The sequence below is a fragment of the Aphanizomenon sp. UHCC 0183 genome, from assembly GCF_009712065.1.
Taxonomy (GTDB): Bacteria; Cyanobacteriota; Cyanobacteriia; order Cyanobacteriales; family Nostocaceae; genus Dolichospermum; species Dolichospermum heterosporum.
Map to the genome: position 1 here is coordinate 6702 of NZ_VILC01000006.1, position 21329 is coordinate 28030.

The following is a 21329-nucleotide window of genomic DNA, read 5'->3' on the forward strand; positions in this document are numbered from 1 at the left end:
CTTCCATAAATTCTCAACCTACTGCTAAAGAATCCAGATTAGTAATATTTGGAAACTCAAATTTTGCTGTTGATGGTTTATTTGAACAACAATTAAATGGAGATGTATTTTTAAACTCAGTTAGTTGGCTAAGTCAACAAGATCAACAACTTCTCTCAATTCGTCCTAAAGAACCGAAAAATCGCCGCATTGTTATATCAACTCTTCAAGCTAACTGGTTAACAATAATTGCTGTGTTTGTATTACCTTTAATTGGATTAACCACAGGATTTATTATTTGGTGGAAACGCCGATGAAAAATAAATTAGTAATTCATGATGCTAAATTCAAGCATTGGCTTTGTTTTCAAAATCCCGATGAAATTATCCAAGCTGATAGTATTGATCAAGTTGTTCCTAAATTGCAACTTGTAAATGATTTAATCGCCAAACATCAAATGTATGCAGCAGGTTTCATTAGTTATGAAGCTTCCACCGCTTTTGATTCCGTACTAGAAACCCATTCTTCTGGTTCATTTCCCCTACTTTGGTTTGGATTATATAAAAAACCAGAAATTATTGAATTACCAAAACCAACCTTACCAACAGAATATCAACTCAATTGGAAACCTTCAGTTAGTGAAGCCGAATATCATCAAGCAATTAGTAAAATCAAAGAATATATTGCTTTGGGGGAAACATATCAAGTTAATTATACCTTACGACTAAATGCACCCTTTAATGGCGATACTTGGGAATTATTTATCAAATTAGTGCAAGCACAAAACGCCGACTATGGGGCTTATGTTGACATTGATAACTTTGCTATTTGTTCCGCTTCCCCCGAACTATTTTTTGATCTTGACGGTAATAATTTAACCTCTCGTCCCATGAAAGGAACAGCAGCTAGAGGTTTAACATTAGCAACCGATCATAATATTGCTAATCAACTACATTTTTCTGAAAAAAACCGCGCTGAAAATGTGATGATTGTGGATATGATTCGCAATGATATGGGAAGAATAGCTAATATTAATACTGTCAAAGTTCCCCATTTATTCAATGTTGAAAAATATCCCACAGTTTGGCAAATGACATCCACAGTCACAGCCAAAACTACAGCTTCCCTAAGTGAAATTATGAGGGCGTTGTTTCCCTGCGCGTCTATTACTGGCGCACCTAAAGCCCGGACTATGCAAATTATTCAGAAGTTGGAAAATACACCGCGCCGCATCTATACTGGGTGTATTGGATTTATTAGTCCCCACCGTCAAGCGCAATTTAATGTGGCTATTCGGACTGTATTAATTGATAAGGAAAATAGTCAAGCTGAGTATGGAGTCGGAGGAGGAATTGTTTGGGATTCTGTAAGTAGTGATGAATATCAAGAATGTCAAATTAAAGCCCAAGTTCTCACATTAAACCAACCAGATTTTTCACTTTTAGAAACGATATTATGGCAACCCAATCATGGTTATTTTGTTTTAGATTATCATTTACAACGGTTGCAGTCCTCAGCAATTTACTTTAATTTTAATGTTGATATCAATAGTTTAAAAAAACAACTTTATGAATTAACAAAAACATTTTTAAGTCAAGCTTATAAAGTGCGGTTGTTATTAGATTATTATGGTGACATTACATATCAAACTATACCTTTATCTCCTGTGAATAATCAGGAATTTGTTAAACTAAGTATGTGTTGCACACCCATTGACTCTAATAATCCGTTTTTGTATCATAAAACGACTAATCGCCAAGTTTATGAAACAGCAAAAGCTGCTTTTCCTGATTGTGATGATGTTTTATTATGGAATGAAAGAGGTGAAATCACAGAAACTTGTATTGGTAATATTGTGGTAGAGTTGAATGGAGAATTATTGACACCTTCGGTAAAATGCGGTTTGTTAGCAGGTACTTTTCGCGCTGATTTACTTGAAAAAGGAAAAATCAGAGAAGAAATTATTGCAGTGGAACAGTTACAATATATCAATCGCATTTATATAATTAACTCAGTGCAAAAATGGCGAGAAGCGGTTTTAATTTCTAACTAATTAGATAATTTAGTAATATTGAACATGAAATTACCAAAAACGACTTTAATTTTAATACTTTTAGCCTTGGGATTAGGTAGTTTTGTCTACTTTCATGAAATCAAAGGTAAAAATCAGCAAACAGAAATAAAAACCCAAAAACAGAAAATTTTCGCTTTTAATGCTGATGATGTGCAATCTTTAACAATTAATTTTAAAGAAACAACATTACAAATAGAGAAAAGAAATACAACTGAAAACCCCCAATGGGAAATAAAATCTCCCATATCAACACTAGCAAATGATGCAATTGTTTCTTATTTAATGGATTTATTAGTTAAGGGCAAAAGTGAAAGAACAGTATCAGTTTCACCCACTGAATTATCAGAATTTGGTTTAGATAAACCTATGGCGACCATTAATGTTAAACTGAAAAATCAACAAAGCCATCAATTGATTTTAGGTAAAGGTGATTTTAATAATCAATTTTTATATGCTCAAGCTGATGGTAACAAAAATATGAATTTATTGTTAGTGTCTAAAGATTTTGTGAATGCAGTTAATCGAGATATATCTGAATGGAAACAACCAGCGGAAAAGACTGATGTACAGCCATTACCTAGTCTTCCTTCCTCAACTCCTCCAAATAAATAATGTAGAGACGCTCTATGTAACGTCCCTACAGAAATTATCTCGTTCCCAGTCTCTGGCTGGGAATGTCACTACAGAGGCTCTGCCTCTACTGTTATTGAAGGCAGAGCCTTCTAGAATTCATTCCCATACAGAGTATGGGAACGAGAAAACGAGAAAGGCAGAGCCTCTGCTGTTATTGAAGGCAGAGCCTTCTAGAATTCATTCCCATACAGAGTATGGAAACGAGAAACGAGAAACGAGTATGGGAACGAGAAAATGAGAAACGAGAAAATTTACCTAACATCTAACCTTTAAAAACTCCAATGACAAAACAAACAGCAACTTTATTAATTTCTTGCCCAGATCAACGGGGATTGGTAGCAAAATTTGCCAATTTTATCTATGCTAATGGTGGCAATATTACTCATGCAGATCAACATACAGATTTTGAAGCTGGACTATTTCTAACTCGCATAGAGTGGCAATTAAAAGGGTTTAATTTACCCAAGGATGTAATTACTCCTGCTTTTAATGCGATCGCTCAACCTTTAAATGCAAAATGGGAATTACACTTTTCTGATACTCTTCCCCGCATTGCTATTTGGGTAAGTCGTCAAGATCATTGTTTATTTGATTTAATTTGGAGACATCGTGCTAAAGAATTTCATGCAGAGATTCCTTTAATTATGAGTAATCACCCTGACTTACAACCGATAGTTGAACAATTCGGTATTGATTACCATTACTTACCTATTACTAAGGACAATAAACAAGAACAGGAAGCTAAACAACTAGAATTACTGCATGAATACAAAATTGATTTAGTAGTTTTAGCCAAATATATGCAAATAGTTAGTGCAGATTTCATTGAGAAATTCCCGCAAATTATTAATATTCATCATTCATTTTTACCTGCATTTATTGGGGCTAATCCCTATCATCGCGCCTTTGAAAGAGGTGTGAAAATTATTGGAGCAACAGCCCATTATGCCACTGCTGACTTAGATGCAGGACCGATTATTGAACAGGATGTGGTGCGGGTAAGTCATAGAGATGAGGTAAATGATTTAATTAGAAAAGGGAAAGATTTAGAAAGAATTGTGTTAGCAAGAGCGGTAAGATTGCATTTACAAAATCGCGTTTTAGTTTATGGCAATAGAACTGTAGTTTTTGAGTAAATTTATTTAATCTGAATTGATCATTTTAGCTATCGTTTCCATCATCAAAAAAAGCCGATGAGAATAATCAGGAAAGCAAATGAATTGATAATGCTGATAAAAAGAACGGGCTTTATCATCTTTGGCATCAACAACTACCGCAATTGTCGCAATTTCATTTTGCAAACTACGATATAGGGCATCCATTAACAACATTTCCCCTAAACCTTTTTGACGATGATTTTGATCAACTGCTAATCTACCTAAAAGAGTAGCGGGAAGTTGAGGATATTTTGGTAGTTTTTTAGTAATTTCTATCGGCAATTCTCCGATTTGAATACTTGTTGATGATAGTGTGTAATAACCTGCGACGAAACCAGAACTTTTTTCTACTAAAACAAATGGGGCTGCTATGCGTTTACGTGCATCTTGCCCAGCTTGTTTTTGGAAATATTTATCTAATTGATCAACTCCACAACAAAAAGCCGCCCGGTTATGCTTTTTTCCTAGCGGCTCTATTAAATAATTCTCAAAAGCATCAAAATTATCTGTTAACTGCACTTATACACCCATATTCTTTTTATAGCGTTGAGCCGCAAGCCGTAACTTGTTACTGGGTTCTGGCGGATTAAGCAGTGCTTCTACAAAAACTTCTTGGTCTTTTCTGCTTAAAACCATGATTTCATTTTCCTGAATAATCTGGTTTGCAGCACTGACAAGACTGCTAACTACAAAATCTGTAAGTGTTCGCCCTTGAATATCAGCCGCCCGTTGGAACAGTTCCTTATTCTGTGGACTGATACGGGCTTCTAATCTTTCTGATTTGGAACTCAAGGATTTTTCTGGGCTATTTCTAGCCACTGAGTGAGTCATGATACTTTCTACACAATAAATATGATGTGTAAATCTTTAGTGTACGGCAAATCTCCTAACAAATAATAGTGTACTGATTTATTCAACAAATGTCAACTATCCCCAGTCTCCAGACTTTCCACCTGTCTTACTGACTAAATGAATCGCCTCAATTTGAATAGACTTTTCTAACGCTTTAGCCATATCATATAAAGTTAAAGCGGCAATAGATACCGCTGTTAAAGCTTCCATTTCCACACCTGTTTCTGCTTTGGTTTTGACAGTGGCATCAATTTGATAACCAGGTAGTTGGGCATCGGGGATAATCTCAACGGTAATTTTTTGCAACGGTAAGGGGTGACAGAGAGGAATTAAATTCGCTGTCTGTTTAGCAGCCATGATTCCCGCTAACCTAGCAGTTGCTAAAACGTCCCCTTTGGGAGTGTTTCCGGCTTGAATAGCGGCGAATGTCTCAGGTAACATTCGTACCTTACCAGTGGCTACTGCTTGGCGAACAGTGGCGACTTTGCTGGATACATCAACCATTTGGGCTTGTCCCTGGGCATCCAAATGGGTTAGTGGAAAAGAATTTGGAAAATTAGCTTGCGTCATTGGGAAAGTATGTGCTATTATAAAACTCATGAGTCAAGGGTGTGTAGCTCAGTGGACTAGAGCACGTGGCTACGAACCACGGTGTCGGGGGTTCGAATCCCTCCTCGCCCATTATCTGATTTTAAATGCACAAGTTCCTTTTTTGGAGTTTGTGCATTTTTGATAATTATCAGTGCAGGATATGGAAGGGCGCAGGCCCTGCGCCCTACGGTTATTTGACGGCGTAGATATCTTCTGTGCGACCAAGGGCAAAACGCAGAGATTGAGGAATATTGCGGCTAGACTGGGTAAGGAAGATGATCATGGCAATGACTGTTAAACCTGTAGTCAAACCAAACATATTTCGATAACCAAGTGTTTCGGCAAATGTACCAAAAATTGGACCTGCGATCGCTAAACCGATATCAAATCCCATTAAGGAAGCACCAAATATTCTCCCGCGTTCGTGGGGTAAAGCTCTATCTGTCATCAATACAGAAATCATGGGAATGAGTGTACCAGAAGCAGCACCTTCCATGAATGCTCCCAATAAGAACATGAAAGAGTTATTTGCTTGCCAAACGCAGATGACAGAGAATGTATAAGCTATCAAACTCATGGTGACAAATAAACCCCTTCCATATCTATCAGAAGCTTTACCAGTAAATAATCTACAACTAAAACTGGAGACAGCCGCCGCAGTAAAAAATAAACCTGGATTTAAATCAACTCCGGTTGATTTAATAAATAGGGAGATGAAAGTATGCAAACTACCTAAAGTCAAACCACTCAGGAGTAAGACGATAGCGGGAATCCGCACCCGAGGACTAGTTAATATTTGCCAAAAGTTATCATTTTTACTGTTAGTTGGTTTGGTGACAATTGGTGGATTAATAATGGGGATGATACATAATAAACCCAAGGAACATAAAGCCGCAGATGAGAGAAATAATGGGGTATAACCAGCACTTGCTTGTAAAAACCCACCTATAGCCGGACCTATTCCCACACCTAAAGGATTCACCAAACTCATGTAACCAACGACTTCACCGCGACGGTGTTCTGGTGCTAAATCGCTGACTAGGGCAATGTAAGCCGTGGCAAAAGCGGCGATACTAATGCCATGAAAGGCACGAATTACCATGAGGGGAATAATTGATTTTACACATAAATATCCCAAAGGAGCGATCGCTGCTGCGGACATTCCAATCAATAATACTATTTTACGACCCCGAATATCTGCTAAAGCACCCATTGACGGGCGACATAGCAACATCCCAATGGCAAAGCTACCCATGACAATGCCAATTTCTTGTTTGCTTGCACCAATATGTTCAATATATAAGGGTAGGGTAGGCAATAATGAAGCCAAACCTGACCAGAAAAACAGACCCGCTGCAAATAACATGAGCAGGTTTTTTCGCAGATTAGCGTCAAAAGTATCAAAGGCTTTCACGGCAGATGCAATAATGTAAAAAGTATTATTTCTCTATTGTTACGTTACTTAACATTTTTTGCCACAACTTCTCGCACCCGATAGATTGGTCGTCCTTGAGATTCATGATAAGTTCGCATCAGTAATTCTGCCAAAAGACCGAAGCAAAATAACTGGACTCCTGTTACTAACAGCAACACTGCCAAAATCAACAAAGGACGGCTACCAATATCTACATGAAAAGCCAATTTGACGAAAGTTAAATATATACCTATTCCCCCACCAGCAATCATGGAAATCAATCCCAACAAGCCAAAAACGTGCATGGGACGGGTGAGAAACTTCTTCATAAATAGAATAGTTAATAAATCCATCAATACCCGGAAAGTCCGTGATATCCCATACTTACTTTGTCCAAACCGCCGCGCATGATGACGCACAGGTACTTCTGTAATTCTTGCCCCTTCGATATATGCCAAAGCAGGTAAAAAGCGGTGTAGTTCTCCATAAAGATTCATATCTGCCACCAATTCAGACCGATAAGCTTTCAGAGAACAACCATAATCATGAATATAGACGCTTGTAGCCCCACGGATTAACCAATTGGCAATTTTAGAAGGAAGCAACCGATTGACCGCCCCATCTTGGCGATTTTGCCGCCAACCACTAACTAAATCATAACCCTCATCTAGCTTGGCTAATAACATCGGAATATCAGCGGGGTCATTTTGCAAATCAGCGTCTAAAGTCACAATTACTTTAGCTGTAGCATAATTAAAACCCGCAGACATAGCCGCAGTTTGTCCATAATTACGTCGCAAAATCACCGCTTTTAAATCAGTGCGAATTTGCGCTTGTTCCTTGAGAAATTCCGCTGTACCATCACTAGAACCATCATCTACACAAATAATCTCATAATTCAACTTACTAGTGGTGAGAGTCGTAGAAATGGCTTCTAGTAATAAAGGTAAACTTTCGACCTCATCTTTAATTGGGACAACTACGGATAAATCTAAACTTGGTGATTGGTAATTGGTCACAAGAATACCCGGTAAGTGGGAAACGAGCGTGGCTTGGCTCCCTGAGAGGGAAACGACACGAGCGGTTTTAACCGCTGTGGATATTAAAATTGAAACCAGATTTTTGATTGGAATCTGGAAACCAACTCCCATTTCTGGGGTAATGTTAGCTTAGACAATGTTAGAGGTCGGTAACTATCTTAAAAGCACTGGTTTAACCCTTAAGCCTGTTTAACTTTGAAGTTCTAGAGCAGGGAACTAGTACCGCAAGGCGGAAGTCAAAAGTCAAAAGTCAAAAGTCAAAATGAAGACAGTATAGGCTTTTGGAGGATTTAGAATGGTTGGTTTATTTACGCCGTTTTGTACTAGCTACGCATCCCCTGGTAGGTCTTTAACTCTTACCTCTAACGTAGTTCGGTTAAGAACTGAGTCCAACTAGGCTTTTACAAGCCATCACTTACCCGAAGGGAAGTGATGGGTGGTTGACAACTTTTCACAACTCTCCCAGCACCGCGTAACTGTTGATAATAAGCCTGACTAACTTTGTTTCCCTGTTCCGAAAGTTGGTCAATACCAATACCGTTGCGTCCTTGTTCTTTTCCTGAACTGTGAATATAGCAATTATTACCCAAATATAATCCTACATGAGTGGCTTTTTCAGGAGTTCCAAAAAAGATTAAATCCCCTGGTTGTAATTCAGTAATATCAATTGCTTGGGTAAAAGCTTCTTGTTGATAAGCGTCTCTCGGTAGCCACACACCCACAGATTTAAATGCTGCTTGCATTAAACCCGAACAATCATAATTAGGTGCGACTGTGCCACCCCAAAGGTAATAATTATCTTCTGCTTTTGCTGCTTGGGTAAAAGCGATAACTGTGGGTATGTGCTGTTGAATTTCTGCGGTTGAGATGAATTGAGGTTGATATATTGTTTCTGTTGGTTGAAGAAATTGCAAATCTTGAAGTGATAACCATCCTGGATAGTCATCTTCACATAAACATACTGCAACTGCTATATCTGGATGATTTGATGTTATTTGTAAATGTCGTCCGGCGGCGGCTTGGGTAGCTAAACGGATACATTTAGGGGAATCATAGATATTTAGGTTGGTGTTACAGAAATATTCTGCTGTTGGGGAATGGGGAATTATTAGGTTTATTGACATAAGTAAGTAGGTTGGCGTTGAAAATTGTCGTTATGGCAAGAGGCAAGAGGCAAGAGGCAAGAGGCAAGAGTGAAGAGGGTTTGGGCGATTTTACGTTTCTTTACACAGTTTGGTTTTATTGTGTTCACCTACTTACGCCACGCTATGCCTGATGCGTTTGGTACACTACGTGAACGCTATCAGGATTTAAGGATAAACAGGTTTTACATGATAGTATAAATCGCTTTTTATGGTAACACTTTCTTTAATAAATCCCGATGTAAAAAAGCCTCATTTACTAAGGATTGAATTTTATGAGGTGACAAAGCCACACCATTATTATAATAATCAATCCAAATTTTACTGATTAAATCTACATCATCTGGTAAATCCTTTAAATCCCAACCAGGTATTTCTAAATCTTCCATTAATCGGTTGACTTTGGGATCATAACTTAATGCAAAACAACGAGAACCTTCACTAGCTGCCATAATTAAACTATGGAGGCGCATTCCTATGGACATTTCCACACCGCGAAATACACCTTTTAAAATTTGTGGATCTTCGGAACAAATAACTCTACTCACATCTGGTAATTGAGTATGAATTTTTTCCGCAATTCCTAGATCTTCACTTTTTTGAAATGGTAATAATAAAATAAAAGCTTGGGTTTCCTTCTGCAAATTAACTAAAGCTTGAGTTAAATTTGTTAACCGCTTTTCTGTCAATTGAGGATGATTTCTTAAAGTAACTGCAATTCTGGGTTTTGGTAAATCTACTAATTCCGGGACTGGCTTCGATTCCAATGCCCAAACTGGGTCAGGGGCGAGGATATGGGGTATACTCCAATCTGATAATAACCGAGAACTGGAGCGATCGCGCACACTCACTTGAGTACAACCTGTAAAATTCCCCTTTGCTAACCAACGAGTTTGGAAATGCAACAAAGGACCTATACCCTGTCCCCAAGCCACAGTTTTCAAACCCATAACTTGAGCTAAAGCCATCAATCCGCCATAATAAAAAGGGCTAATCAGACTGGTAGCATCTTGAATTAAACTACCACCACCCCAAACAAAAGCATCACAAGAACGCAAAGCCTTGATAACCTGTAAAACCGCCATGCGGTTGTAACATTCCACACCATAATGCCGATGAGTTTCTTCAGGATTTCCAGAAAGCACCACAGGAGTAACATCAAGTGGTAGCATTTGCAGAAGTGTGGCTAACAAAGCTTCATCACCACCATTACCCTTACCGTAATACCCAGACAATAAAACCCGCATTTTCCCCATTTTGAATTTTAGATTTTAGATTAATTATGCACGCCCTTTCGATTCCCACCTGGATAATTCATATTTCTAGCGTCATTGAGTGGATAGCCGCAATTTGGCTAATTTGGATATACGGTGAACTTACAGAAAATCGGAGTTGGTGGGGATTATCCTTTGCTATGTTACCAGCTTTAATTAGCGCAATGTGTGCTTGTACTTGGCATTATTTCGACAATTCCGAATCATTAGAATGGTTAGTCACCCTACAAGCTACCATGACATTAGTTGGTAACTTTACTCTTTGGGCAGCAGCTTATCTAATTTGGCGTTCTACCAAGTCTACAAGCCCCATTGAGACACAATCTATCAAATCAGAACAATGATATCAAAAGAAACCCTCTTTGCCCTCTCTCTCTTTCCCTATTTGGGTTTCTTGTGGTTTATTAGCCGCAGTCCACAAATGCCACGTTTAGCCCTATATGGATTTTACGGCACATTGGTATTTGTCGCCATCACCATCCCCGCCGCCATTTACACCAAAGTCCAGTACGGAGAACAACTAGCCAACGTAGACTGGTTACATGGCAGCGCAGAAGTCTTTTTAACCCTTGCTAACATCTTACTAGTCTTAGGTTTTCGCCAAGCAGTACAGGAATTAGGGAACAGGGAGTAGGGGAAGTAGGGAAAGTAGGGAAAGTAGGGGGGGGAGAAAGAATTTTCCCAATGACAACTGACAACTGACAACTGACAACTGACAACTGACAACTAACAAATTATGGAAGTAATCCCCGCAATTGATTTACTAGAAGGTCGCTGTGTGCGACTATACAAAGGAGACTACGAGCGATCGCAAGTATTCAGCGAAAACCCCGTTGAAGTAGCGAAAATGTGGGCAGACCAAGGCGCGACAAGACTGCATTTAGTTGACTTAGACGGGGCAAAAGCTGGGAAAATTATCAACTTAGCCGCCATAGAAGCCATTAGAAATAATCTTGACATACCCATTGAAGTTGGGGGAGGATTGCGCGATCGCACCAGTGTCGTACAATTATTCAACCTGGGTGTAAATTGGGCAATTCTCGGCACTGTCGCCGTCGAACAACCTCAATTAGTCCAAGAACTTTGTCAAGAATTTCCCCAACAAATTATTATTGGCATAGATGCCCGTAACGGCTTAGTTGCAACTCGCGGTTGGTTAGAAACATCAACAGTATTAGCCACCCAACTAGCAGTACAGATGCAAGAACTAGGTGCAGCAGCCATTATTTACACTGATATCAACCGTGACGGCACACTAGAAGGCCCCAATTTAGACGCATTACGAGAACTTGCAGCGGCAACTTCCATACCTGTAATTGCTTCCGGTGGAGTAAGTTCTGTGACGGATTTGTTAAGTTTATTAGCTTTAGAACCCCAAGGTGTGACAGGTGTGATAGTTGGGAAAGCTTTGTATACGGGTGATATTATTCTCAAAGAAGGATTACAAGCTATTGGTCCGGGAAGACTGCAAGATATTCCTCCCGATTTCGGTATTTCTAGTATTGCTTAAAATGAAAAAGATTGTAGAGATGTTCTCTGGAATTTCTCTACAAAGCTTCTGAAAAATACAGATAACAGTTTTCATCCCCTTGCGGGGAAGTGGTTATGAAAAACACTCTACTGTGTGCAACTAAGTAGTGAGACAGAATTAATTACACAATGTCATTGCGTTAGCGCACTCAATTACGGATTAACGTCTATCTTTTAAGTGATCAAAATGACTTCTCTTCACCCTGTCCCCTGCACTCTGTCTAATTACTCCAGCATTCTTGAATATCAGATACATTATTAAATGAGTGCAATTATGATCAGGGAAAATGTCAAAAGAATCACAACAGAAAAAAGTCATCGTTGTTGGTGCTGGTTGGGCTGGTTTAGGGGCTACTTACCATTTAGCCAAACAAGGTTATGATGTCACATTACTAGAAGCTGGACAATATCCTGGTGGGTTAGTAGCAGGTTGGCAAACAGCCGCAGGTAAATCCGTAGAAGCCGGTATTCATGGCTTTTGGTATCCTTACAGAAATATTTTTTCTCTGATTAATGAATTGGGAATTAGTCCGTTTACAACTTGGACTCGTTCCGCACAATATTCTCCCGCAGGTTTGGAAGTAGAATCTCCGATTTTTCAAGATTTACCCAGACTTCCCACACCTTTAGGAACTTTTATATATCCTCAATTTCAAAGATTACCATTAATTGACCGTTTGAGTGCCTTACCCTTACTTTATAGTTTGATTGATTTTGATAATTCAGATCAGGCTTGGAAACGTTACGATTATCTGACAGCCCGTGAATTATTCAAAACTTTTGGTGTTTCTGCCCGACTCTATAAAGAAGCTTTTGAACCAATGTTATTAGTGGGTTTATTTGCCCCGGGTGAACAATGTTCGGCGGCGGCCACATTGGGAATGTTATATTATTTTATTCTGGCACATCAACCGGATTTTGATGTGGTTTGGTGTCGTGGAACTGTGGGAGAAAAAATCTTCCGTCCCTGGGTAGAACAAATAGAAAAATTAGGTGCAAGAGTTCTATCTAAACATAAAGTTACAGATGTAATTATAGATAGCAATAATCACGTTAAAGGTGTAGTTTCTAATGATGAAGTTTTTGATGCTGACGCTGTAATCTTTTCCGTCGGTGTCACAGGAATGAAAAAGATTGTTTCCAGTAGTCCGAGTTTACAAAATCGTCCAGAATTTAGAAACTTAAATAATTTAGGGGCTGTTGATGTTTTAGCAACTCGGTTATGGTTTGATAGAAAAATAGATATTCCCCGTCCTTCTAATGCTTGTTTTGGTTTTGATGATTCTACAGGATGGACATTTTTTGATTTGAATGCTTTACATGATGAATTTAAAAATGAACCAGGAACAGTAATAGAAGCAGATTTTTATCACGCTAATCAATTTCTGCATTTAAGTGATGAGGAAATTGTGCAAATAGTTCAAGGTTATTTAACAAAATGTATTCCCGGTTTTAGAGAAGCGAAAGTCATAGATAGTAGTGTGATTCGTTTAGCAAATGCAGTGACACATTTTGCCCCTGGTAGTTATCGTTATCTGTTACCAGCTAAGACAAGTTTACAAAATCTGTTTATGAGTGGAGATTGGATTATTAACCGTCATGGTTCATGGTCACAAGAAAAGGCTTATGTCACTGGTTTAGAAGCTGCTAATTTAGCTATTTCCTATTTAGAAACTGGGGAAAAAGCCAATATTTTAGCAGTGGAAGCAGACGAAAATCATATCCAATTTGCCAGAAATATCAATCAAGTTGTTCGAGATGTGGGTAAATCTATTTTACCTAATTTCTGGTTGCCATAAGATAAGACAAGAATTAAAAAACCCCCTCCTCGCAAGCGAGGAGGGGGTTTTTGTATTTCACTCAAACGAAAAACGCTATAATAATGTTGGGTTTCCTTACGTCAACCCAACCTAAATAATTTAGGCTCTTTTTCTACCATCTAAACCTTGTTGCACCCAATTTAAACATTCATAAGGTGATGAAAATAATTTGGGGGCGGCAATATTAGTTAATGAGTCTGGTGCATAATGGTCATAATAACATCTACTATTTCTTTGATAAACAATAATTAGATTATGACGATAAACATAGCGTGATTGAAAAAAATCACCTTGACTCACAAAGTCCATATTTAGATCAATATGTTCTTTAGCAATATCAACAATATTGGTAACAGTATTACTATACATTGCCGCTGGATTTTCTGAACCATGAAACCGGCTTTTATGTCCAACTTCCGCTAATAACTTATATGAATAGATTTCATAATCATCAACCTTGCCAAAAACAAAAGGGATAATTAAATATCCTTTATATGCAACAGAACTTTCATAAAGCAGCCGATTCATTTAAATCTCCTTAGAGGGATAAGTATTATATTATTACCACAGACTGAGTTGATGCGAAGATTGTTGTAAATTATTCTCAGGAAGAGGGGGAACGACTACACCACTTTCTTCTAATAACTGTTGGAAATAACGGGCATTATGAGGAGACATATCTTCTATGGGACAATGCACAAAGAAATAAATTTTTATTCCTGCTTGTAACCATTCTTGAATTTGTCTAACCCACTCCTCCATAAATATCTGATTCATTGGTAACTGTGGGTGAGAGATAAAACGAATCAAAGCAAAAGGCGCAGTTATACTAAATTGCACAGGTAATTTGGGTTTACGTCGTTCTGATAATAATTGCGGGTCATCATCTCCGGTATAAATTGGACGTGAATCTAATAATACTCTTCCCACACCTAATTCCTCTAGTAATGCTGTCAAATTACTAGCATGAGGTTCTTGAAACCACTCACTATGTCTAACTTCCAATGCTAAGGGTGTCTCTGTGCGCGGCCAAGCCGTCAAAAAAGCCGTCAAATCGTCCAGTAAAGCCGGAGAATAGCTGGGAGGGAGTTGGGCAAATAGGGGACCCAAATGAGTACCTAAAGGGCGCATTTTCTCCAAAAAAGCTAAGGCTTCGGGAATATGGGGTTGTAGTAATTTTTGGTGGGTGATATTTTGCGGTAATTTCAGGCAAAATTCAAACCCTGGTGGCGTTTCTGTCGCCCAACGAGTAACGGTTTCTGCGTTAGGTGTGGCATAGAAAGTAGTATTTCCTTCTACAGTGCTAAAGCGGCGACTGTAAAGATTTAAGAAGTCAGCATTGCGAGTTCCTGGGGGATAAAGTTCTCCCAACCAACCCTTGTACGCCCAAACTGCACACCCGATATAAAAGTTCACAAAATTAAAATGCTTGGATATGTTTTATTTAATTATACAATTCGATAAAAAACATTGACTATTGATATTATTGTATAAAGATTATACTTGCTAAATAAATTAGTAATTTTATGCCAAGAAAAGACCAGGGTTGGGTGACATTCCAAGCATCTGAAGAAGAACGCAAGATATTAGAAGAATTTTGTCAAAGTTCCCAACGGACTAAAACAGAGATTTTGCGAGAATTAGTCCGGGGACTTAAACAATATTCAGCACCGCCTATATCATCAACTTCACCGGAACAAGTAGAAACAAAAAATAAAAATATTGAATTTGAAATTGTTAGTCCCAAAAAAGCCTTAAAAGTTAGTTCTCGTAATGTTTTAAAAGGAGTTGTAAAACGAGTAACTACAGGCAGTATAAATGCCGAAATAACTTTAGAAATTGTGCATAAAGTTGAATTAACTTCCATGATTACTAGGGTTTCGGCTGAGGAGTTAGAATTATCTGAAGGGACAGAAGCCTATGCTGTAATTAAATCTAATGATATTGTTATCGCCAAAGATTAGAAATTAGAAATAGATGTAAATAAACTTTCTCAAACTTCAAAAAGCTAGAAAAAATTAGTCGGTTGAAACCGACTTTAGCTATTAGACAGGGAATTTATTCCCTGGCTACAATGGCTACAATGGCTATATGGTTAATTTAATCTTAGTCTAAGCCTCGACTTTTACGCCCTTCCAGAAAGCAACATAACCTTGGATATTTTTAGCCTTTTCCTTAGTGCTAGGATAGTACCAAGCGGCATCTTTATTAACTTGTCCACTAACTTCAATACTATAGTAACTGGCAACCCCTTTCCAAGGACAAGTGGTATGAGTGCTGCTGTCTGTAAAGTATTCCTTATTAATAGTGTCAACCGGGAAATAATGATTTCCTTCCACAACTACCGTATTATTGCTTTCGGCTAGAATAGCACCGTTCCAAATTGCTTTCATGATTTGAGTCTGAAAAAAAGTTAATAATTCATATTGTTACATTTAAAATGATAATTTACCAACGTGATACAGTGAATTCTAGTAATTTTTTTCAAAATACCACCTGTCAATCTCGAAATAACTTTTATTGATTATAGTAAACTTATGAAACCAGAGGATTTTGCCACAACGGCGATTGATGATTGGGATGCCTTCTTGCCCAAAAACCATAAAAATCAACCCATAGACAATCAAGCATACCGCATTTTTGAACCCCAATGGCAACCAGTAATATTATCCTGGTTTGGACGGGAAGATGTACCCAAAGAGTCAAAAGAGGCATTTATTCAAACTTTGGTCAATTTTGAAGATGGCTGTGTACCATATCAGGGTAAGGGTTTTTATGGTTATCGCGCCTATTTTTTAGCAGCAGCGGCGATCGCTCAATTCCCAGAATCGGCAAAAGCTGATAACATAGTTCAACAACTGGTAAATTGGAAATTAGATTATTATTGTTTCAATAGCATTGAACAGCAAGTTACTGTAGCACTTCAAGAAACCGACAGAACCAAAGCCATAGATACTTTAGTCCAATCAATCAACACATTACAACAAAATTTCACCCTTTCTCTCGCCATTACCAGCTTAGAGACAATCGGATCTGGTAGTGAAAAAGCCATTTCCTCTTTAATACAACTATTAGATACCTCAGAGGATAAAGATATCCTTAGACGAGTAGTTAAAAGCTTAGGAAAAGTAGGCTATGGTAATGAACAAGCTATTTCCGCTTTATTAAAAATTATAACTACATCAGAAAATAATGATGTCCGTAAACAAGCGACTGAAAGCTTAGGAGAAATAGGCTATGGTAATGAACAAGCTATTTCCGCCTTAGTGCAAATTTTAGATACAGCACAAAATGATGCTATTTATTGGCAACTAGCTGAAAGCTTAGGTAAAATAGGCATTGGCAATGAAAAAGCCATTTCTGCTCTAGTACAATTACTAGATAAATTAGGCAATAAATATACAAGTGGATTAGGAAAAATAGACAATAACCACGAAAAAGCGGTTATTCTCCAAGCTGCTACAACCCCATATCAAATAGAAACTGATCACGAAAAAGCCATTGCCGATTTAATCCAAATCTTAAATGTATCAGAGAATGAAGAAGCGATTAGTCAAGCACTTTATACATTAGGAGAAATAGGCAAAGGTGATGCAAAAGCCATCTCTGCTTTAGGGCAACTCTTAGATACATCACAAAATGAGTATATTCTTGTGCAAGTAGCTGAAAGCTTAGGAAATATACATCCTGGTAACGAAAAAGCTATCTCCGCTTTATTGCAACTTATAAATACATCAGAAAATGATGAAATTATTGTCTACTCACTAGAAAGCTTAGGCAATATAGGTATGAATAATGAAAAAGCCATTACCGCCTTAGTGCAACTTCTGGATAAATCACAGAATGAGTACACCCATAAACTAGCTGCTAAAAGCTTAGGAAAGATAGTCACTAGCAATAAAGATATATTCTTGGTGGTGCAAGCTTTACGTCGCTATAAATTAGATAGTGAAGACTATGATTTGATTTGGAATTGCGCCCAAAATATGTCCTATCCAGAATTTTATCAAGCTTGGCATCATTCTTGATTTATCAAAAATATTTTCCATTTTTCTGTTTGCTGGGTTATATTTTCATACCCATAATTTTTGCTATCTTGTCTACTTCTACTAACCCTTGACGTTCTAATTCATAAGCAATAAATGGAGCTTTCCTTTTTAAAGAGTCGAAACTAGAATTATCTTCATAGTAAGTTTTTAGCCATTCTAATCTTCCGTCAATACACTTGTCATAATCATTTAATTCCAAGCGATTAATTGTTGATATTACTCTTTCTTTGAGCGGATATAAAAGTTCAGGATTAGGCTTGATAATAAGAGAAGGAAAATCTAGAATAAAACTATTTACAGGTAATTCAAAAGGGTCTATAACATCTAATTTTGTTCCTTTTTTGTGATTTAAAGTTAAACAAGCAAGACGAAAATTATGCCATTCATAAGCTAATTCAGGTTTAGCAGATTTAGGAAGAAAATGGTCAACCGTTGGATTACCTTCTGGACGGGAAATCCATTGAGCAGAATAGGCACAAATTTTATTATAAGATTTGTATAAATCATTTAACGATTCTCGCCAATAGGTAGCGTTTTTATTTTCGTAATCTTTATTTGTAGGATTAGGAAATTTACTTAAGAAAGCCAAACCTGGTTTTCTAACTTTTTGGTCAAAATCATCAGGTTCAGGCTGGGGTTTAATAGGAATCACAAATCTACTCCATGCTGTTCTGCAAAATAAACCCACCTTGGCCAAAATCTATCATCTTCTGATAAATACCTTGCCAAATCATTTGATACTCTTGCCACATCTTCCGAATTGGGATTATCTGATAATTGTAAAACTTTCGCTGCTTCTATAGCTTTTTCTGCTTCCAAAGAACGAGCATGACGCAATTTGAAAACATCAGACATTAACCAAGAATCTACCACACCTTGACGGATAAAAGGAAGTTCTTCAATTTGGACTTCATTACCTAATAAATCGCTTTTCACCAGTTCTAAACTAAATAGCTTATCAACTCTTTGATCAAATCTAGGTTCTACAGATGCCATAACTAAAGGAGAATGAGTAGCAACCATAATTTGCACTTGTAAATCAGATGCTAAATCATCTCTGACATCTAACAAAGCAGGTAAAATAGCCCTTTGCCATTGGGGGTGAAGATGTGCTTCTAATTCATCTACTAAAATAACCATTCTCTTCTGTGGTTCTATGCGGATAAGTTTTGATTGTATTTTATGTTCTTCATAAGCCCAAACTATCAAATAAGCCATCGTAATTATCCGCTGTACCCCTGCGGAAGCATGAATAATGGGAACAGTTCCATAAGGATGTTCTATGGTGGGAATTTCTCTAGCATCATAAGGAAGTCTGACAGGTTCTCCCGGTTTTAAAATTCCTAAATCACCTTCTTCGGGAGGTGATAAACGTGCTAATACTTTTTCTAAGGTATTAAATGGATATTTATCTGGTCTACTTTGCCATTGAATCCAATCTTGTAATAATCCATTAATAAAAGTATTGCCATTTTCATCTTTTTGACCATTCCATAACTCATCTTTTTTAAAGACAAAAGGAAGTGGTTTTTTCTCAATATTTCTAATCCGTGAAGAAGATGATAAATATTGTTTTGCTGTGTCCCATACGGCAAAAGAACCATCTACTCTGGCATAAATTAAAAGACCTGGAATAGTTGAGCGATTTTTAATTTCATTCCATCTTTGAAGTTGCCAATCATAAGAAATACTCTCTGTATCAGATTCAGAATCTCCAGAAATTTGAAATGTAATTACAGGTTCATCATCACTTGCAGTTTGCGTTGGATATGCTGGTAAATTTGCCCACTGTCCAGTTAAAGCCCACCAAGCACATTCTAGTAAAAAAGTTTTACCCAGTCCATTATCACCTGTAATTAAGCTCAGTCGTTCTGCTGGTTCAAAACAAAGTTTTTTTGCAGCCCCTACACCTTGTATTTCTAAATAAGTTAAAGCACCTTCTTCCGGTAGAATATCTGGAGGTTTACCAATAACAGTTTTTAATTCTTCCCAAGACACTACTTTATCTTTAAAAAGCTGGTTTATATTGATATTATCTGGAATGGAAATATCAAATAATTGATTAATTTCTTGTTCATTTAATAAAAATTCATTTTTGAAATTTTGAATAATATCTTCTGGTGTTGTTTCAGATGACCATTCTTTTTCACAATATATCCAGACAGCTAAATGAAAAGCAGGAATTACTTGATTGTTATATAAACAAGATTTCAAAATTTCAATATAGTTATCTTTCCACCCCAAGTCATCATTGCTTTGATAATTTAAGGCTTGTTGAAGGATTCCATATATTCGATGATTTAATTCTTCTTCAAATTTATTTAATGATTCTCTAAATGGTTCTTTATAAAAATCTTGTATAATAGAACCTATATATATATTAACTGTTATCCATCTTTTTTCATTTTTTGGTAAACGGAAACATCTATAAGAATATGCTGATTCCTTACAGGGTTTATAATAATTTTCTAAAAAATCTTTAATTTCTGAATGTAGAGATATTTCAATAGTATTACCTACTGGTAATTGTAATTGTTTAAATTTTAAAAAAGTAATTCCCCAAAAAGAATCTACCTTTTCCAAATATTTAAGAGAATCTCTAATCTGGTCAATACTAATAAACATGAGTTTATCCGGTTCACTTTTTTAAATTAATCCGAAGAAATTACAGGTTAAATCCTTTCACAAGATAGCAAAATACAAAACTCTGGGTAATTTTTAAAACTAGCTTACCTAGTTTATGACAAAAAATTTCCAACAAAGACAATTTACCAAAACTAACGCAAAAACTCTCTAAAACTCTTCTTTCTTCGCTACCTTCGCTCCTTCGTGGTTCGTTCATCCAATATCTTATCATCACGAAGACAAAAAAAGCATATATCTACGCCAAGTTGGTTATTCATTACTTCATTATACTCAAACAACTTAGTTTTACCAAAATTATTCAAACCAATCTTCACCTCCTGGTAATTCTGCTAAATAATTATCAATCATCTTTGCTAACTCTTTAGGTTGATATTCATAAGTTAACAACAAAAGATTTTCCGCAAAATCAATTAATTCTTTTCCTTGTAATCTTTGAGAAACTTGACTTGGTTTTAACGTTCCGCCAAAAATCTCCGCACTAGCGGGACGAATTGCCATTTCTACAGCTTCTGCTAAATATTCACCCCATTCATCAGATTTAATATAATAAGATTTTTGATTATCTTTAATATTCAATTTGGCAATTTGAATCACAGAATCAGAAATTGAAGCAATCCAAGAATTAGTTAAACGCTGTTCAATTTGATTTTTAATCAGATGAATAACCAACCTCACTAAAAAAGCTTCTATTTTTCGCAAAGTTCCCTGTTTGCTCATCTCCTCCAAATCATCAAGAATTTCCAAGGCATCATCATAACGCCCTTCTAATATAGTTTGTCTTAACTCCATTAATTCTTGCGTCATAGTTATTTTATTCTACCTAGTTGCAGACATTAGTTGATCTTGTAGTTTTGATGTTCTATAATAACCCAAATTGCTAGATATCTAGCTAAGACTGGGAATGGGTAATAGGTAATCAGTCATAAAATCCCTATTTTTATCCTGTTCATCCTTTAATCCTGGATATTATCTCGACTTACTTCGACTTCGCTCAGTACAAGTCGCTCGATAACCACCTGATTCTGACATTTTCCTATCTATAAATTCTAGCGTTCCCTCTACCAATTCCCCAACGTGCGTTAAAATTCTAATATATTCATCACAACTCAGACACGCAACAGCCATCTA

23 protein-coding genes, 1 tRNA gene and 1 pseudogene are annotated in these 21329 nt (G+C 37.0%); 11 read left to right on the plus strand and 14 right to left on the minus strand.

The features are described from left to right. The 4 genes and pseudogenes from FJR37_RS02920 to purU all read left to right on the plus strand — a co-directional run. Positions 1 to 296: pseudogene (locus FJR37_RS02920) on the plus strand (ABC transporter); the annotation flags it as partial. After that, entirely contained in the window at positions 293 to 2032 is a 1740-nt protein-coding gene (gene pabB, locus FJR37_RS02925) for an aminodeoxychorismate synthase component I (RefSeq protein WP_039200073.1), read from the plus strand. The pseudogene FJR37_RS02920 and the gene pabB, both read left to right, overlap by 4 nt. Positions 2033 to 2056: 24 nt before the next feature. Then, positions 2057 to 2665 carry a DUF4340 domain-containing protein gene (locus FJR37_RS02930; RefSeq protein WP_039200076.1) on the plus strand — a complete coding sequence of 203 codons (609 nt, stop codon included), beginning with the start codon at positions 2057 to 2059 and terminating at the stop codon, positions 2663 to 2665. 302 nt (positions 2666 to 2967) lie between these two features. Next, the gene (purU, locus tag FJR37_RS02935; protein ID WP_168465264.1) at positions 2968 to 3822 is read left to right on the plus strand and encodes a formyltetrahydrofolate deformylase; all 855 of its coding nucleotides are present in this window, start codon (positions 2968 to 2970) and stop codon (positions 3820 to 3822) included. Between the two features lie 6 nt (positions 3823 to 3828). On the opposite strand, the gene FJR37_RS27595 is transcribed toward purU, so the two are convergent. From FJR37_RS27595 to moaC, 3 genes are all read right to left on the minus strand, one after another. Beyond that, positions 3829 to 4362 (minus strand): GNAT family N-acetyltransferase, encoded by a 534-nt coding sequence (locus FJR37_RS27595; protein ID WP_168465265.1) that lies wholly within the window; start codon positions 4360 to 4362, stop codon positions 3829 to 3831. Beyond that, positions 4363 to 4674: a DUF1778 domain-containing protein gene (locus FJR37_RS02945; protein WP_039200081.1), complete on the minus strand. Its 312-nt coding sequence runs from the start codon at positions 4672 to 4674 to the stop codon at positions 4363 to 4365. A 96-nt stretch (positions 4675 to 4770) separates the two neighbouring features. Further along, complete coding sequence (moaC, locus tag FJR37_RS02950; RefSeq protein ID WP_039200083.1) at positions 4771 to 5265, minus strand: cyclic pyranopterin monophosphate synthase MoaC; 495 nt, start codon at positions 5263 to 5265, stop codon at positions 4771 to 4773. A 37-nt stretch (positions 5266 to 5302) separates the two neighbouring features. Between moaC and FJR37_RS02955 the strand changes: the two genes are divergently transcribed. Beyond that, positions 5303 to 5376: transfer RNA gene (locus FJR37_RS02955), tRNA-Arg, on the plus strand. Positions 5377 to 5476: 100 nt separating this feature from the next. On the opposite strand, the gene FJR37_RS02960 is transcribed toward FJR37_RS02955, so the two are convergent. From FJR37_RS02960 to csaB, 4 genes are all read right to left on the minus strand, one after another. After that, positions 5477 to 6700: an MFS transporter gene (locus FJR37_RS02960; protein ID WP_039200085.1), complete on the minus strand. Its 1224-nt coding sequence runs from the start codon at positions 6698 to 6700 to the stop codon at positions 5477 to 5479. Positions 6701 to 6744: 44 nt separating this feature from the next. Next, a complete protein-coding gene (locus FJR37_RS02965; RefSeq protein WP_052149749.1) occupies positions 6745 to 7719 on the minus strand; it encodes a glycosyltransferase family 2 protein in 975 nt (324 codons plus the stop codon). 422 nt (positions 7720 to 8141) lie between these two features. After that, on the minus strand, positions 8142 to 8864 hold the full coding sequence (locus FJR37_RS02970) for a C40 family peptidase (RefSeq protein WP_168465266.1): 723 nt from the start codon (positions 8862 to 8864) through the stop codon (positions 8142 to 8144). Between the two features lie 227 nt (positions 8865 to 9091). Then, a complete protein-coding gene (gene csaB, locus FJR37_RS02975) occupies positions 9092 to 10138 on the minus strand; it encodes a polysaccharide pyruvyl transferase CsaB (RefSeq protein ID WP_039200090.1) in 1047 nt (348 codons plus the stop codon). Between the two features lie 26 nt (positions 10139 to 10164). Here csaB and FJR37_RS02980 point away from each other — a divergent pair, with 26 nt between their 5' ends. From FJR37_RS02980 to FJR37_RS02995, 4 genes are all read left to right on the plus strand, one after another. After that, positions 10165 to 10500: a DUF2499 domain-containing protein gene (locus FJR37_RS02980; protein WP_015083349.1), complete on the plus strand. Its 336-nt coding sequence runs from the start codon at positions 10165 to 10167 to the stop codon at positions 10498 to 10500. Then, the gene (locus FJR37_RS02985; protein ID WP_168465267.1) at positions 10497 to 10790 is read left to right on the plus strand and encodes a DUF3593 domain-containing protein; all 294 of its coding nucleotides are present in this window, start codon (positions 10497 to 10499) and stop codon (positions 10788 to 10790) included. Before FJR37_RS02980 ends, FJR37_RS02985 begins: the two co-directional genes overlap by 4 nt. A gap of 102 nt (positions 10791 to 10892) precedes the next feature. Further along, positions 10893 to 11666: a 1-(5-phosphoribosyl)-5-[(5-phosphoribosylamino)methylideneamino]imidazole-4-carboxamide isomerase gene (gene hisA / locus FJR37_RS02990; RefSeq protein WP_039200096.1), complete on the plus strand. Its 774-nt coding sequence runs from the start codon at positions 10893 to 10895 to the stop codon at positions 11664 to 11666. 307 nt (positions 11667 to 11973) lie between these two features. Continuing rightward, positions 11974 to 13485 (plus strand): FAD-dependent oxidoreductase, encoded by a 1512-nt coding sequence (locus tag FJR37_RS02995; protein ID WP_168465268.1) that lies wholly within the window; start codon positions 11974 to 11976, stop codon positions 13483 to 13485. A gap of 120 nt (positions 13486 to 13605) precedes the next feature. Here the strand turns inward: FJR37_RS02995 and FJR37_RS03000 are convergent, their stop codons facing one another. Next, the gene (locus FJR37_RS03000) at positions 13606 to 14034 is read right to left on the minus strand and encodes a hypothetical protein (RefSeq protein ID WP_168465269.1); all 429 of its coding nucleotides are present in this window, start codon (positions 14032 to 14034) and stop codon (positions 13606 to 13608) included. A gap of 33 nt (positions 14035 to 14067) precedes the next feature. Continuing rightward, entirely contained in the window at positions 14068 to 14922 is an 855-nt protein-coding gene (locus tag FJR37_RS03005; protein WP_027403766.1) for a DUF72 domain-containing protein, read from the minus strand. A gap of 110 nt (positions 14923 to 15032) precedes the next feature. Here FJR37_RS03005 and FJR37_RS03010 point away from each other — a divergent pair, with 110 nt between their 5' ends. After that, positions 15033 to 15470: a molybdopterin-binding protein gene (locus tag FJR37_RS03010; protein ID WP_027403765.1), complete on the plus strand. Its 438-nt coding sequence runs from the start codon at positions 15033 to 15035 to the stop codon at positions 15468 to 15470. Between the two features lie 147 nt (positions 15471 to 15617). Here FJR37_RS03010 and FJR37_RS03015 read toward each other — a convergent pair whose 3' ends face one another. Continuing rightward, positions 15618 to 15902: a DUF427 domain-containing protein gene (locus FJR37_RS03015; RefSeq protein WP_168465290.1), complete on the minus strand. Its 285-nt coding sequence runs from the start codon at positions 15900 to 15902 to the stop codon at positions 15618 to 15620. 141 nt (positions 15903 to 16043) lie between these two features. Between FJR37_RS03015 and FJR37_RS03020 the strand changes: the two genes are divergently transcribed. After that, positions 16044 to 17534, plus strand: coding sequence for a HEAT repeat domain-containing protein (locus FJR37_RS03020; RefSeq protein WP_168465270.1), 1491 nt, complete (start codon positions 16044 to 16046; stop codon positions 17532 to 17534). A gap of 37 nt (positions 17535 to 17571) precedes the next feature. On the opposite strand, the gene FJR37_RS03025 is transcribed toward FJR37_RS03020, so the two are convergent. The 4 genes from FJR37_RS03025 to FJR37_RS26355 form a co-directional block, all read right to left on the minus strand. Beyond that, positions 17572 to 18207: a hypothetical protein gene (locus FJR37_RS03025; RefSeq protein ID WP_168465271.1), complete on the minus strand. Its 636-nt coding sequence runs from the start codon at positions 18205 to 18207 to the stop codon at positions 17572 to 17574. Further along, a complete protein-coding gene (locus FJR37_RS03030) occupies positions 18204 to 20180 on the minus strand; it encodes an AAA family ATPase (RefSeq protein WP_168465272.1) in 1977 nt (658 codons plus the stop codon). The genes FJR37_RS03025 and FJR37_RS03030 overlap by 4 nt, the downstream gene beginning before the upstream one ends. 315 nt (positions 20181 to 20495) lie before the next feature. Further along, positions 20496 to 21005, minus strand: coding sequence for a DUF29 family protein (locus tag FJR37_RS03035; RefSeq protein ID WP_039201419.1), 510 nt, complete (start codon positions 21003 to 21005; stop codon positions 20496 to 20498). Between the two features lie 162 nt (positions 21006 to 21167). Beyond that, the gene (locus FJR37_RS26355) at positions 21168 to 21326 is read right to left on the minus strand and encodes a hypothetical protein (RefSeq protein WP_217355171.1); all 159 of its coding nucleotides are present in this window, start codon (positions 21324 to 21326) and stop codon (positions 21168 to 21170) included. Positions 21327 to 21329: the final 3 nt, after the last annotated feature.